The 13,670-nt window shown below is 53.0% G+C and carries 13 protein-coding genes, 1 tRNA gene and 1 pseudogene; 6 read left to right on the top strand and 9 right to left on the bottom strand.

The features are described 5' to 3' along the window. Positions 1 to 32: 32 nt before the first annotated feature. From EGJ27_RS25300 to EGJ27_RS09560, 7 genes and pseudogenes are all read right to left on the bottom strand, one after another. Positions 33 to 809 (bottom strand): annotated as a pseudogene (locus EGJ27_RS25300) (MCP four helix bundle domain-containing protein); the annotation flags it as partial. A gap of 269 nt (positions 810 to 1,078) precedes the next feature. Beyond that, positions 1,079 to 1,699 carry a hypothetical protein gene (locus EGJ27_RS09585; RefSeq protein WP_256672738.1) on the bottom strand — a complete coding sequence of 207 codons (621 nt, stop codon included), beginning with the start codon at positions 1,697 to 1,699 and terminating at the stop codon, positions 1,079 to 1,081. Between the two features lie 51 nt (positions 1,700 to 1,750). Further along, the gene (locus EGJ27_RS09580; protein ID WP_256672737.1) at positions 1,751 to 2,371 is read right to left on the bottom strand and encodes a hypothetical protein; all 621 of its coding nucleotides are present in this window, start codon (positions 2,369 to 2,371) and stop codon (positions 1,751 to 1,753) included. Between the two features lie 50 nt (positions 2,372 to 2,421). Further along, positions 2,422 to 2,979 carry a hypothetical protein gene (locus EGJ27_RS09575; RefSeq protein ID WP_256672736.1) on the bottom strand — a complete coding sequence of 186 codons (558 nt, stop codon included), beginning with the start codon at positions 2,977 to 2,979 and terminating at the stop codon, positions 2,422 to 2,424. A 53-nt stretch (positions 2,980 to 3,032) separates the two neighbouring features. After that, positions 3,033 to 4,190 carry a DUF2515 family protein gene (locus EGJ27_RS09570; RefSeq protein WP_125830478.1) on the bottom strand — a complete coding sequence of 386 codons (1,158 nt, stop codon included), beginning with the start codon at positions 4,188 to 4,190 and terminating at the stop codon, positions 3,033 to 3,035. A 340-nt stretch (positions 4,191 to 4,530) separates the two neighbouring features. Then, positions 4,531 to 4,959 carry a GNAT family N-acetyltransferase gene (locus tag EGJ27_RS09565; protein WP_125830722.1) on the bottom strand — a complete coding sequence of 143 codons (429 nt, stop codon included), beginning with the start codon at positions 4,957 to 4,959 and terminating at the stop codon, positions 4,531 to 4,533. Positions 4,960 to 5,081: 122 nt separating this feature from the next. Next, entirely contained in the window at positions 5,082 to 5,627 is a 546-nt protein-coding gene (locus EGJ27_RS09560) for a Bro-N domain-containing protein (RefSeq protein ID WP_125830477.1), read from the bottom strand. 665 nt (positions 5,628 to 6,292) lie between these two features. Here EGJ27_RS09560 and EGJ27_RS09555 point away from each other — a divergent pair. The 3 genes from EGJ27_RS09555 to EGJ27_RS09545 all read left to right on the top strand — a co-directional run bounded on the left by EGJ27_RS09555 (position 6,293) and on the right by EGJ27_RS09545 (position 8,560). After that, the gene (locus tag EGJ27_RS09555) at positions 6,293 to 6,781 is read left to right on the top strand and encodes a hypothetical protein (protein ID WP_096138113.1); all 489 of its coding nucleotides are present in this window, start codon (positions 6,293 to 6,295) and stop codon (positions 6,779 to 6,781) included. Next, positions 6,771 to 7,580, top strand: a complete 810-nt coding sequence (locus EGJ27_RS09550) for a hypothetical protein (protein WP_096138112.1) — start codon at positions 6,771 to 6,773, stop codon at positions 7,578 to 7,580. The genes EGJ27_RS09555 and EGJ27_RS09550 overlap by 11 nt, the downstream gene beginning before the upstream one ends. A gap of 161 nt (positions 7,581 to 7,741) precedes the next feature. Further along, positions 7,742 to 8,560 (top strand): hypothetical protein, encoded by an 819-nt coding sequence (locus tag EGJ27_RS09545; protein WP_125830476.1) that lies wholly within the window; start codon positions 7,742 to 7,744, stop codon positions 8,558 to 8,560. Positions 8,561 to 8,677: 117 nt separating this feature from the next. Here EGJ27_RS09545 and drt2 read toward each other — a convergent pair whose 3' ends face one another. Together drt2 and EGJ27_RS09535 are read right to left on the bottom strand one after the other, a co-directional pair. After that, positions 8,678 to 9,973 (bottom strand): antiviral reverse transcriptase Drt2, encoded by a 1,296-nt coding sequence (gene drt2 / locus EGJ27_RS09540; protein ID WP_218568050.1) that lies wholly within the window; start codon positions 9,971 to 9,973, stop codon positions 8,678 to 8,680. 871 nt (positions 9,974 to 10,844) lie between these two features. Next, a tRNA-Leu gene (locus EGJ27_RS09535) sits at positions 10,845 to 10,929 on the bottom strand. Between the two features lie 117 nt (positions 10,930 to 11,046). Here EGJ27_RS09535 and queA point away from each other — a divergent pair. From queA to yajC, 3 genes are read left to right on the top strand one after another with little or no spacing between them, the layout of a single operon-like run. After that, positions 11,047 to 12,111, top strand: a complete 1,065-nt coding sequence (gene queA, locus EGJ27_RS09530; RefSeq protein ID WP_125830475.1) for a tRNA preQ1(34) S-adenosylmethionine ribosyltransferase-isomerase QueA — start codon at positions 11,047 to 11,049, stop codon at positions 12,109 to 12,111. Positions 12,112 to 12,125: 14 nt separating this feature from the next. Further along, positions 12,126 to 13,241, top strand: coding sequence for a tRNA guanosine(34) transglycosylase Tgt (tgt, locus tag EGJ27_RS09525; RefSeq protein ID WP_125830720.1), 1,116 nt, complete (start codon positions 12,126 to 12,128; stop codon positions 13,239 to 13,241). A gap of 57 nt (positions 13,242 to 13,298) precedes the next feature. Continuing rightward, positions 13,299 to 13,634 (top strand): preprotein translocase subunit YajC, encoded by a 336-nt coding sequence (gene yajC / locus EGJ27_RS09520; RefSeq protein WP_125830474.1) that lies wholly within the window; start codon positions 13,299 to 13,301, stop codon positions 13,632 to 13,634. The last annotated feature ends 36 nt before the right edge of the window (positions 13,635 to 13,670 follow it).

The following is a 13,670-nucleotide window of genomic DNA, read 5'->3' as shown; positions in this document are numbered from 1 at the left end:
TCACCCAATTCCCCCAGCGTGCGACGCAGGTTCTGCTGCATCACCGACAGCGCGGCCAGCAGGCGGCCGGGTTCATCACGGCCGTCGGCCTCGACAGGCTTGCTCAGGTCATTGCTTGCAATCTGTTCGGCAACCGCCAGCGCCTTGGCAATCGGCGCAACCAGGCTGCGGGTGAACAGGGCCGCCAGGGCGAAGGTGGCCACCAGCGCCACCAGGATCGCGGCAATGGTCACGTTGCGGGACAGAGAGTAGCTTTCATCGGCGGCAGCGTCCGACTGCTGAACCCGCAGTTCCGCCAGCCGCGACATCTCTGCGATGTCCTTGCCCAGTCGGTCGGCGGCCTGAGTCTGCTCGCCGGTTGCGCTGGTCATCGTATTGATGAGGTCGTCGCGATTCTGCTTCACCGCTTCCAGATAACGCGTATGCACAGCCAGATACGCCGTCATATCGCTTTCCATGTCGGCGTAGGCTTTTTTCCCCGCGTCGGTCACCAGCAGCGGCTTGAGTTTCCTGACATGCGCCTCCAGCTCACTGCGGCCTTTGCTGATCCGCGTATTGGCAATCTCCAGTGCTTGAGGCGTGCTGGCCGTGCGCAGGTTGGTGTTACCCAGGCGAATGGTCAGTAGATCCGATTCGATCTGAGCGATGGCCTGCACCGTCGGCATCACTCCGGTTTGAAGGGTTTCCCGAGCTTCTTTCAGATTCGATGCCTGCAGCAGCGAGTACAGGCCCAGCGCGGTGATCAACAGTGCAAAGAAGCCGAAGCAGAGGAGAGATCGGGGAGCGATATTCAGACGTCTAAGGTTCATGATCCTGACCTATTCATATAGATGATAGTGGTCTATCGACCTGAAACGCTTCAGCTGAAGTCTCAGAACGTGAATATCGGAAATATTTCGAAATCAATTGTCGATGCGTCCCAATGCCGCACTAAGCTGGGCACGGCGCTGGCCCACAGGTATGAACGCTGCAGAGTGCTTGCTTGATTAGGCGCGTACCTTCCAGAAGAGGGCGCCCGCGATTCCAACGGGTTTGGTGGCAAGGGCATTTTATGCCGGTAGATCGTCAAGTCGGCGGTCTAAGGTTTGAAAAGCTCTAGGGTAATCAGATAACGCTCTTGCTCAGGTCGTTTGCTCCATTTAAAGCGGTACATCCTCAGCGTGGCGCGGTACCTGTCTGCCGCCTGCCAGTAGGTCTTGCCGCCTTTGTTCTGATCGCGAAACCGCTCACGCCATTGCGGAGTATCCGCGAAGAGCGGGTAGTCTTCGGGAAAGCGGTTGGTCCATCCTTTGGTAACGAACTGGCATTGCAGGTCGAGCAGGACTTTCAGCGCATCGTCCAGCAGCAGCGGCTCGGTTTGTGGCGACATCCGCACGTTACGAGTGCGGTCGTCGTCAAATCCGATCGTGAAAAACTTTGCTACCGGGGTGATGAATCCATACTGCGGATCGATGAATCGCAGCCTTGCATTGGACTTGGGAACTCGAAACCAGTGAGCGTCGGGCAGCGCCGAGGCGATTTTGGCCGTCGAACGCTTGCGCATGTCCTCCCACGGCTCGTCGATATCCAGCGCAATTTCCGGATCGTCGGCCAGCAGGGTTATGGCGCCTCCCGCTACGACTGCCAACAGCAAAGCCAGGCGCATAACCCTCAGCCAGGCGCTCGGATTGGCTCGTTTAACAGGGATTCTAATCGGCATGTCTGCGCTGTTCCTAAACTTGATAACCACTCGCCCGGACAGGTTAAAACCCTAAGGTTTGAAGAGTTCCAGAGTGATCAGATAACGCTCTTCTTCAGGCCGTTTGCTCCATTTAAAGCGATACATTCTCAGCGTGGCGCGGTACCTGTCTGCCGCCTGCCAGTAGGTCTTGCCGCCTTTGTTCTGATCGCGAAACCGCTCGCGCCATTGCGGAGTGTCTGCGAAGAGGGGGTACTCTTCGGGAAAGCGGTTGGTCCATCCTTTGGTAACGAACTGGCATTGCAGGTCGAGCAGGACTTTCAGCGCATCGTCCAGCAACAATGGCTCGGTTTGTGGCGACATCCGCACGTTAAGAGTGCGGTCGTCGTCAAATCCGATCGTGAAAAACTTTGCTACCGGGGTGATGAAACCATATTGCGGATCGATGAATCGCAGTCGTGCATTGGATTTGGGAACTCGAAACCAGTTGGTATCGGGCAGCGCCGAGGCGATTTTGGCCGTCGAGCGCTTGCGCATGTCCTCCCACGGCTCGTCGATATCCAGCGCGATTTCCGGATCGTCGGCCAGCAGGGTTATGGCGCCTCCCGCTACGATTGCCAATAGCAAAGCCAGGCGCATAACCCTCAGCCAGGCGCTCGGATTCGCTCGTTTAACAGGGGTTTTAATCGGCATGTCTGCGCTGTTCCTAAACTTGATAACCACTCGCCCGGACAGGTTAAAACCTAAGGTTTGAAGAGTTCCAGAGTGATCAGATAACGCTCTTCTTCAGGCCGTTTGCTCCATTCAAAGCGGTACATCCTAAGCGTGGCGCGGTAGCTGTCTGCTGCTTGCCAATAGCTCGTGCCGCCCTTGTTCACATCGCGAAACTGCTCGCGCCAGTGCGGAGTATCCGCGAAGAGCGGGTACTCTTCGGGAAAGCGGTTGGTCCATCCTTTGGTAACGAACTGGCATTGCAGGTCGAGCACCACTTTCAGCGCATCGTCCAGCAACAACGGCTCAGTTTGTGGCGACATCCGCACGTTAAGAGTGCGGACGTCGTCAAATCCGATCGTGAAAAACTTTGCTACCGGGGTGACGAATCCATACTGCGGATCGATGAATCGCAGCCTTGCATTGGACTTGGGAACTCGGAACCAGTTGGTATCGGGCAGCGCCGAGGCGATTTTGGCCGTCGAGCGCTTGCGCATGTCCTCCCACGGCTCGTCGATATCCAGCGCAATTTCCGGATCGTCGGCCAGCAGCCCAGAGGTGCCTGCTGCCGCGATGATCGTTAGCAGCACAAGCGCCCCAATCCACAGCCAGGACTTGCCACGCGCTCTGCCGAATAAGTTCCTCATCGCACGCCCTGTCCAGCGGCAATGTCTCTGATCGACTGCTCCAGCAGGCCGCGGCTGCTTCCGCGTAGCAATTCATCAAATTGTCTGGCCGCCCGGAGTACAAAAGCCATGCGCTGATCAATGTCGGAAAGGTCGGCCAATGGGCTGCTGTCGAACGTCACAGTACGATCATCGTCGATTCGCTTGCACTGGCTTGCAAGCGTCAGCTCAATGGGTTGAGCAATGTCGGGTAAAGGCGATATGCGAGTTACGTAGTAAAAATGATTGGCGAAAAGAAGCCAGTCCAGTTTCCAGTCGTCGTACATTATGGGTTGAAGAATGTTGCGCTGTTCGTGATTAGCTAGATGCCTAACGCTTTTAGCTAAGTGCCCACTATCCAGAGCTTCGAACCCAAGGAGGATGTCGTCATAGTCAACGCCAAATCCCAATTCTTGCTGGTCAACCGGCCACTGCACCGGAAATTTCGGATGCCCGTAAATGGACTCTCGCTTTTTCAGGCACTCTTCAAACTCATTGAGCCCGCGCTGCGCATAAAACAAATGCAGAGGATAGATATCCAGAAACAACGTGGTATTTCCCAAGGCCATCTTTTCGTAGACATACAGCAAGCCTTCCTGCGTCAGTGACCGGGAGCTACCAGGCAGGCGAGCATTGATCGACCAGAAAGGGTTGTCGTCGTCTGCAGCTTCAAGCTCACGCTCATACCGTGCGTGCTGTGCAACTTTATTGGGGTCAACTAAATCGGACAGCGTGTAGGGTTGACGTATTTTCTGGGACGCTTCGTATTCCTTCTGGATCTTGTCGATCGAGTCACGTGCGTGCAGAAGCCCGCAGCCCACTGTCTTGGAAGCGAAAGCTGCGAGTCCGGCCCACTGAAAGCGGGGGTCATCAAGCCACAATTTGGCGTAAGCGGCATTGATCGCCCGGTTACGCTCGATGGGGTTGGCAATCAGCTCACCACCCGGCGCGACAACATCTTCGGCCCGACTCTGGTAAATCCTCCACAGGCCCTCGCAAGTAAGTACGGGAACGTGGACCACATCTGTCGTGACGTCGTAGAGCCGTTCCCGCTTGCGTTCGCACTCGGAAATGGGCCGGACATTTTGATTCAGCTTTTTTTGGTCGGAGTCGGAGTCTTGGAAACGCTGGGACATGGCTTGGGTTCGAAGTGCGATCGCGGCACCTTATCAGCCAACATCTCGGTTGTTTCACGCCGGAAAAAATTCGGAAAAGCCTTACATTTGAGAGTTCAGAATCGTCGGGGCAGACCGACATCTTTCCTACAGCTGGTCATGCTGCTGCGGTTCTGTCATCCCAACTGCTCCAATGAGCCAGGCGGCAATGATGTGATCATGCTCCTGAGCCGGGAGCACTGCGCAAGACTGCATCACCGATGCCGAGTGGGAGAATCAACGGCTGGCGGCGAGTTTACTCAGGGCAAGTCTTCCGGTCGCGCAGACGATTGAGTGCTGAAGTGACGCACCTCTACCATGACTACTGGATATCCAGGCGCTTCTGCATGAAATACCGGCTATGCCCCGGCGGATAATCCTTCAATTCGCCAAACACGCTGTAACCAAGCCGCTGATAAAAGTCCGGCGCCTGGAACGAGAAGGTGTCCAGCCACACGCCCACGCAACCTTTCTCCCGCGCGGTCGCTTCCGCCATGTGCATCAACTTCGTGCCCATCCCCTCGCCTCGGGCGCTTTCAGGCACGACCAACAGCTCGATGAACAGCCACTGCCCAAACACCCTGGCGTGCAGGCCCCCATGAGTAACGCCTGACTCATCGTTCACCACAAACGCGACTTTCTCGGCCAGTGTCATACCGGCCTGGGCGTGGTTGTAAGCGCGCAACGGAGCGACGATCGCCTGAAAATCAGCGTCGTCGGGCGCAGCCTTTGTCTCGATCCGTAAGCTCAAAACCTTCTCCTTGGGTAGGCGCTGATAAACGCAGAACCGGACACGGCTGTTGTAGGCCATGTCCGGTCTGGCGCATTGACTGTATCAGACCGCTGAGGTCACTCGCACATCCAGCATTCAACTCAGTGCGCGATTCGACTCCTCTCGATACGCGCCTTCACTCGGCGCCACAAACCCGGCTCCGCGGGCGCCGGGATTTCCGCCACCACCGTCGGCATATCCCGCAACCGAACCCACGCCTCATCCCGCCACTGCATCACACTCAACGAAGTTCCCGGCCATTGCAACTGGCACAGCCTCGGGTTATCCGGCTTCACGTTGTGCGGCGCATGCAGCACCGGCAACACCTCATGCGTCAGCCACTGCCGCAGCGCCCGGTTCTCCGGCACATAGTGATGAACCAACAACGCAAACGCCCCCGACTCACTCACCATCAACTGCTTCTGCCAGTCGCCGTTGGCCTGTAGCCACACGACCCGACGCTGATCGGCGTCGAGCTTGAGGGCTGAGCGTTCGCCCAAGGCTTGGCCCATCAGGCGGGCGAGGTCGGCGAGGCAGAACCAGGCTTGGGATTCGGTGAAGATGGCGCGCAGGGCACGGTGGTGGCGGGTGAAGAGGGTGGCTTCGAAGTGGTCTGGACAGGGATCGGGTTGAGTTGGGTAACGCATTGATAACACTCTGTTGGATAACTGGAGTGCTGCCACGGATTGTCGCCAAACAATGGGTGGCAGCTATGTAAGGGTTGGCGAACCGGTCCAAACAGAAAACCCCCGGCAGGCCCAAAGGCCTCCCTCACATAGCCGCCATAACGCGATGGTCGAGCAGAATAAATCTGCTACTTCACGATGGCTAGGGGTAGTTCGGACTCGGGTCGCCAAACCCGGTCGCTGAGTTGGCAGCGAACGGCGGGCAGGATAGGTCGCAGTGACGATACGCATAAGGTAACGACGTTAGCTAAGAGACCCGCAAATGCCGAAGCGGGCTGTAGGACACTGCGCTGGTGTAGACACTGCGCCGCAATTTCAGCAGCATGTGGCTACATGCGGATTGTCTGCTATCGGCCAAAAGCGGACGTTCGGCCAAGGTCTTCAGGCCAGAAACGGTCGTTCATCTGAAGCTTCCGCGCAAAGATCACCAAGCTGCCGGCTGCGCGGCGTGTACTAGATATAACTCCGGATGAGCAGGCGTATGCAATTTTGAGTGTCATATGGAGACTGACTACCGATGAGCGGCTTGCGATCACAGCTAATGCGCAATGGCCATTACCAAAGTGTTTTAGATAGCATAATATTACCTAAGACCTGCGAAATCATGGAAAGGAGTGCTCTGTAAAATGTCTATATTGGAAAAAAGAGATCGTTTTGAGGTAAAGGAAGAGTCGCTGACGCGGGAAGAATTAGTGCGCAATGCACCCCAATCATTGGCAGAAATTATCAAAGAAAAAAGTTTAATAATTTTGCCGTCCCACGGAACAGTAGATGAATTTTACGCGGGAAGTCTAGATACACTTGATTACCTCAATGATAACAATGTCGATACTGAGATCTACTCTACAGATGAGAACTATAAAGAGCTAAGCCTGCACGGGGCAGACTTTTGGCTTGGAACGTTCTTTATTTCTAGCATTGTTCTGCCAATACTAACCAATCTTATGTCATCTTACATATATGATAAGCTCAAAGCTCAGAAGGATGACGGGGTATCCTTAAAGCTTATTATCGAAAGAAAAAGCGGCTCAACAGTCTCCATTAGCTTTGATGGCAAGGTTGAAAAACTAGATAAGGTTTTCACTGCTATCAAGGAACTCGAAAATGAAATTTGAGCTGACCACGCTGGAGCACACAAAAAATCCAGACATTAAGTGGGCCCTGGGTGAGCTGGAAAAAGTTAAGGAGCAAGCTGTTGTTGCAGGGGACGAAGAGCGTGCAAACAATTGCTGGAGAGAATCAGAAGCTCTCCAGCTTACGCTGATCTACATAGAGGCGTTTCACAAAATAAAGCGTGGGGAGTACAGAGAGGCATGGTACGACTTAGAACGATGCGAGATTAAGTGTCAGTTTGTCATACGGAACTCGAGTGAAGAGTTCTGTCTGAACAAAAATATATTTTTCATAAATCATCAAATTTCAAATCTGCAATCCCTTTACCCTTACTGTGTGTTTTCAAGCCCTGGCATGGTTGTTGGGTATTACTCTTGCGGTATCTGTGACCATAAAATTCGCCCTCGCTCTAGATGCTCTCATGCGAAAGGGAAAATATACAACGGAAAACTATGCGTTCATGTTGCACATGATATCGTACTTAAAGAGATATCTATTGTGTCAAAGCCGGTCCAAAAATACTCTGTTGTTCATAATGATGAGACTTTGGATTTTTCCGTATTGGAACACCTCATGGCTGTTTTGGAAGAGGCTTTTGAGGAGTGGGATGTTATTAGGACGACAAGAAAATTTCCAATTGATATGTTTTTCCGTGTTGATTTAGATTCTGATTGTCCTTGCAAAGGAGGAGGCAAGTTCGGGCAGTGCTGTTCTAAAAAAGCAGAGGTTGAAATACCTCATTTGGATTTTGTATTTCGAAGAGACATTCCAAATCTTCCGGGGATTAAATTCCCTTATTGATTGCGATTCTAGAATTTTAGATTCGCGACGATCAGACCTTGGCAAGGTCGGAGCACTACTTTTGGGCGGCGATTACAACATCGATTTGAATGGTAGGCTCCTGCCCTTAATAACACGCGTATTAGCTACCTTGTCATAAAGCTTATAAGAAGTGAGGCACCATGTCTGAATTATGCTACATGTGTGAAAAGCCGGGCATCACTGTCGAGCACGTACCTCCAAGATGTCTGTTTCCTGAGTTAAAGGATGCCGGCGTTGATTTAAGATCAAACTTAATTACGGTACCTTCTTGTGAGGAGCACAATTGTAAAAAGTCTGATGACGATGAATTTCTGATGGTTAGTATTGCCGGGATTCTTGGGAATAATTCCATCGGTTATGAACATTACAATGGAAAAATCCAAAGAGCTCTAAAGCGCACATCTTACAAGCTATTAGAAAAGGTTTTCCTTAAGAAGCGGCTCATTCGGCTCGGCAAAGAAAATAAGTTTATCGACGTACTTTGGGGAACCCCAGATTATAAACGTCTTATTGACTGCTTTACACACATTGCCTATGGCATACACAGACATCATTTCAAGGCCAGTTTTGTTGGTACTACTAAGGTGCTCTTAGGATTTCTTCACACAAATGCACCCAACCCGAAAGCATTCAAAGCTTTCATTAAAGAAAAGGCAAGCTTGGAACTCGCCGACAAGACTAAGCATGGAGACAATCCGGCAGTCTTTTATTATCAATATACAGAGCCAGATAAATTCGGGATTTTTCTAGTAAAGTTATGCTTTTACCAGAACGTTGACGTGTACATTTCGTATATGCCATCTTCCTCTGAAAAACCATTCCACATTGGCTTCGAGTTAATAAATTTAGGGTGTAAAACGATTATTACTTTGGGTGATAAGAAATTTGAATTTAACTCGAGCGCTGACTCAGCCGATCTTATTCGAAATCCAAGAATTGATAGCGATAAAATTGATTAATATACGCGACTTTCGTCGAGACTGGTTAACAGTCGGTGCAACTTGAGGTGGTGAGTTGCATTCCTGCAACTCATCATCGGCCAGACACCCCCTAGCTCTGAACCAATCTGAACATCTTTATTGATCACTTGACCTAGCATCGGCTAACAACTTGTTTAGTTTCTTCCAATGATAGCGCAACTGCTTTCTAATTGATTTAGAATCCATGATATTTGCAGCCCTGAACCCATATGAAATGAAGTTTCTACGCCCCAGGTAGCTATATCCCCTATAGATGGTACGAAGGAACAGCTCTCGCGGAGGCTCCCCCCTTCCAGCCCGAAGTTCATTGCAACGATCCATGGCTTTCTTACTTACCCAGATACGCTTGCGAAGCTTTTTATAGTATCTTGTTATCGATGATGATCGAATATGCTCACGTTGCCCATCGAACGAAAAGCCAAGGTAATGTACCGGTTTATCAGAGCGAAGTTTGCCAGCCGCGTCAAAGACAAATTGTCTAATTTCCGTTTTTTTCTCCTGTAAATTCAACCCTAATTTTCTAACTTCATCATTTACAAATTCATAAATTTCATCTTCTTTTTCCGCATCACATATGACGAGTATGTCGTCGCAATAGCGATAGAAGACCGATTCTGTCATGGATAATTTGGAAAGCAAAGCGAGATCAAACTCCAACATATAGATATTGGATAGAAGCGCACTTATTGGAGATCCTTGCGGAATGCCTCGTGATTCGGGGTTGGTAGCAAGAAGTCCTCCACCTCTCACAACATCACGGAATCGCTTGGCCGAGCAGAGACGTTTATCCTCAACTCGAGGGTTATGGATCGATACACCGAGCTTATTATAGAGGGCAACTTTGTCGACGCGAGAGCTCTTTGTAATCGACTTGAAAACCGCAAAATGGTCCGTCGGAAGTTTCCCGACTCCTAGTAACTTCGCCCAAGCAGCCTTCAACCGTGAATGATCAAGGCGATCAAAGAACTTTTCAACATCGAATGCAAGAACGCTGCACTCTCCCTTAGCCTTGATCTCGCAGAACGCATCATGTGCAAAATGAATGTTACTTTTTCCATCAATAGAGCGAAAAGCTAATACTGACGTATGCAAACCACGCCGCACTAGTTCCTTTTCATATAGTTGGCTTAGAATAAAGCAGTAGTAGGCATATATGTGCGAGTCTAAGTGAGCCGAGTAACTGATTGGCCTAGGCTTGGGAGTCTTTACGAACACCCCACTATCTTTATCTAAACGATACCTCAGAATCACTGAATTGTAGGTGATAAAGGGATAAAACGAGTGAGCTGCGACTTTCTGAGGAGAAGACACGTAATCCAGAGCAGCTTTCTGTCCAACAGGGCGATCAAAGTGAAGATACTTTCTAGGCTTGTACCAGGGCAACTCATCCATGCTCACACCTTGATAAGCCAACCGGTGGGACTAGGATGGCGGCAATCCCTAAACCGCCCCACCGGCTAAACTTAATGCTCTAAACATTATCCATCTTTTCAGACTAGGCCGCGTATTGCTAGAGTTGACGTATAGTGTCAGTATCACGATTACATCTGGAGGTTCTCAATGAAGAGATTCCGCATGCTGTTGTTCGCCATCTGTATCCCGCTGATAAATAATCATGGGTGGCTTGACAACTTGTGATCCACCTCATGGCCTAATGCCACAAGCATTTTGAATCTAGCACAAGGAATGTGATCGCGCCTATAGAGCGGATCATATTTTTCTACCGTAGCCCCGCCTCAAAAAATCCAAGCTCCCTTCCAATATCGTAGTTTTTCACCGGAAAAAATTCAGCATTATCAGGTGGTTAAGCCCGAGGTGCTTAGCTGTGCGCACCTGGTGTCATCGTGAACCCGATATCTGAATTGCCCCAAATTTCTTAGACTCATTCGAAAGTCCGCTCATGGCCGGAAGGCTCCGCTCTCAAACGTCCGCTTTTGGCCGAAAGCGGACGGTGCGGATGCGCAACTGGCCCCTTCGCGAGCAAGCTCGCTCCTACAGGTTTAGCGCCATCTTTGTAGCAGCCAGCTTGCTGGCGATGGCGGCCGAGCGCCGGTTAAACGGTGCAGATGCTCTGCTGGCCACTTCCGCCCCGGCTTGCTCTGGTTCACGCTCCAATGCCTTGGAGTCCGCCTGTTGAGGCTTGTGTTCGATAGGGCAGTCCACTAACGGAGCGCGTATAGCTTGGAGGTCAGGTACTACCGCAAAACCACTTTCCCCCAGACGAAAAAAAACCCCGCTTAAAAAGCGAGGTTTTCTCAACGTTTGGTGCCCCGAGGGAGACTCGAACTCCCACTCCTTTCGAAAACGGATTTTGAATCCGCCGCGTCTACCAATTCCGCCATCAGGGCTCAATGGCGGCGAAGTATAGGGATGAGTTTTCGCTTGGTCAACAGGGATTTACGCAGGTTTTTTACTAATCCTGCCAAACCGGATAAACTTCCCGGCCCTGCTGAACGAACCCCATCATGCGCGTCGCTGACTTTACTTTCGATCTCCCGGATTCCCTGATTGCTCGCCATCCGCTGGCCGAGCGTCGCAGTAGCCGGCTGTTGACCCTTGACGGGGTCACTGGCGAGCTGGCTCATCGTCAATTCACTGATTTGCTTGAGCATTTGCGCCCCGGCGACCTGATGGTGTTCAACAACACCCGGGTCATTCCGGCGCGGTTGTTCGGCCAGAAAGCGTCCGGCGGCAAGCTGGAAATTCTGGTCGAGCGCGTGCTCGACAGCCATCGCGTGCTGGCCCACGTGCGTTCCAGCAAGTCGCCCAAGCCGGGCTCGACTGTGCTGATCGACGGCGGCGGGGAGGCCGAGATGGTGGCGCGGCACGACACGCTGTTCGAGCTGCGCTTTTCCGAAGAAGTGCTGCCGCTGCTCGACCGCGTCGGGCACATGCCGTTGCCTCCTTATATAGACAGGCCCGATGAAGGCGCCGACCGCGAGCGTTATCAGACCGTTTACGCCCAGCGCGCCGGTGCCGTGGCTGCGCCGACTGCCGGCCTGCATTTCGATCAGCCGCTGCTGGAGGCGATTGCCGCCAAGGGCGTCGAGACCGCGTTCGTGACCCTGCACGTCGGTGCCGGTACGTTCCAGCCGGTGCGTGTCGAGCGCATCGAAGATCACCACATGCACAACGAATGGCTGGAAGTCAGCCAGGAAGTGGTCGACGCCGTGGCCGCTTGTCGTGCGCGCGGCGGTCGTGTGGTTGCCGTGGGCACCACCAGCGTGCGTTCGCTGGAAAGCGCGGCGCGGGATGGCGTGTTGAAGCCGTTCAGCGGCGACACCGATATCTTCATCTATCCAGGCCGGCCGTTCCATGTGGTCGATGCCCTGGTGACCAATTTCCATTTGCCTGAATCCACGCTGTTGATGCTGGTTTCGGCGTTCGCCGGTTACCCCGAGACGATGGCGGCCTACGCCGCGGCCATCGAAAACGGTTACCGCTTCTTCAGTTACGGTGATGCCATGTTCATCACCCGCAATCCCGCGCCGACGGCACCGCACGCCTCGGGCACAGAGGATCAAGCATGAGTCGCACCTGTCGTATGTCTTTCGAGCTGTTGGCTACCGACGGCAAGGCCCGTCGCGGGCGTCTGACGTTCCCGCGTGGCGTGGTGGAAACCCCGGCGTTCATGCCGGTGGGCACTTACGGCACGGTCAAGGGCATGCTGCCGCGCGATATCGAAGCGACCGGCGCGCAGATCATCCTCGGCAATACCTTCCACCTGTGGCTGCGCCCAGGCACTGAAGTCATCAAGGGCCACGGCGACCTGCACGATTTCATGCAGTGGAAAGGCCCGATCCTGACCGACTCCGGCGGCTTCCAGGTGTTCAGCCTGGGTGCGATGCGCAAGATCAAGGAAGAGGGCGTGACCTTCGCTTCGCCGGTGGACGGCGCCAAGGTGTTCATGGGGCCGGAAGAGTCGATGCAGGTCCAGCGCGACCTGGGTTCGGACATCGTGATGATCTTCGACGAATGCACGCCGTACCCGGCCGATGAAGACGTCGCGCGTATTTCCATGGAGCTGTCGCTGCGTTGGGCCAAGCGCTCCAAGGTGGCTCATGGCGAAAACACTGCGGCGCTGTTCGGCATCGTGCAGGGCGGCATGCATGAAAACCTGCGCATGCGTTCCCTGGAGGGCCTGAGCGAACTGGATTTCGACGGCCTGGCCATCGGCGGCCTGTCGGTAGGCGAGCCCAAGCACGAAATGATCAAGGTGCTGGATTATCTGCCGGGCCAAATGCCAGCAGACAAACCTCGTTACTTGATGGGCGTAGGCAAGCCCGAAGATCTGGTTGAAGGTGTGCGTCGCGGGGTCGACATGTTCGACTGCGTGATGCCGACTCGTAACGCGCGCAACGGCCATTTGTTCATCGATACCGGTGTGCTGAAAATCCGTAATGCGTTCCATCGCCATGATGAATCGCCGCTGGATCCGACATGCGATTGCTACACCTGTCAGAACTTTTCCCGCGCTTATCTGCATCACTTGGACAAATGCGGAGAAATGCTGGGGAGCATGCTTAATACGATCCACAATTTGCGGCATTACCAAGTGCTTATGGCTGGTTTGCGCGAGGCTATTCAACAGGGTACATTGGCCGCCTTCGTCGATGCCTTCTATGCCAAGCGCGGTCTTCCAACACCGCCGCTGGGCTGAAACTGAACGAGTTTTTCCTGCTTTTTATACTAATTAATTATGCAACTGGAGCGCTAAATGAGCTTTTTCATCTCTCCCGCTTTCGCGGATGCTGCTGCACCGGCCGCCGGTCCTGCGGGCACCGGTTTCGAGTGGATCTTCCTGGTCGGCTTTCTGGTCATCTTCTACCTGATGATCTGGCGTCCACAGGCCAAGCGCGCCAAAGAGCAGAAGAACCTGCTGGGTAACTTGCAGAAGGGCGACGAAGTTGTGACCACCGGTGGTATCGCCGGCAAGATCAACAAAGTGACCGACGACTTCGTTGTGATTGAAGTGTCTGACACCGTTGAGCTGAAAATCCAGAAAGGCTCCATCGCAGCCACTCTGCCAAAGGGCACCCTGAAAGCGATCTGAGTACCAACTTTTACCCATCGACGGGGCGCGCAAGGC

Source organism: Pseudomonas sp. v388 (assembly GCF_003935425.1).
Taxonomy (GTDB): Bacteria; Pseudomonadota; Gammaproteobacteria; order Pseudomonadales; family Pseudomonadaceae; genus Aquipseudomonas.
Note: the sequence above shows the minus strand (reverse complement) of the source record. Positions and strands in the feature narration are given on the sequence as shown.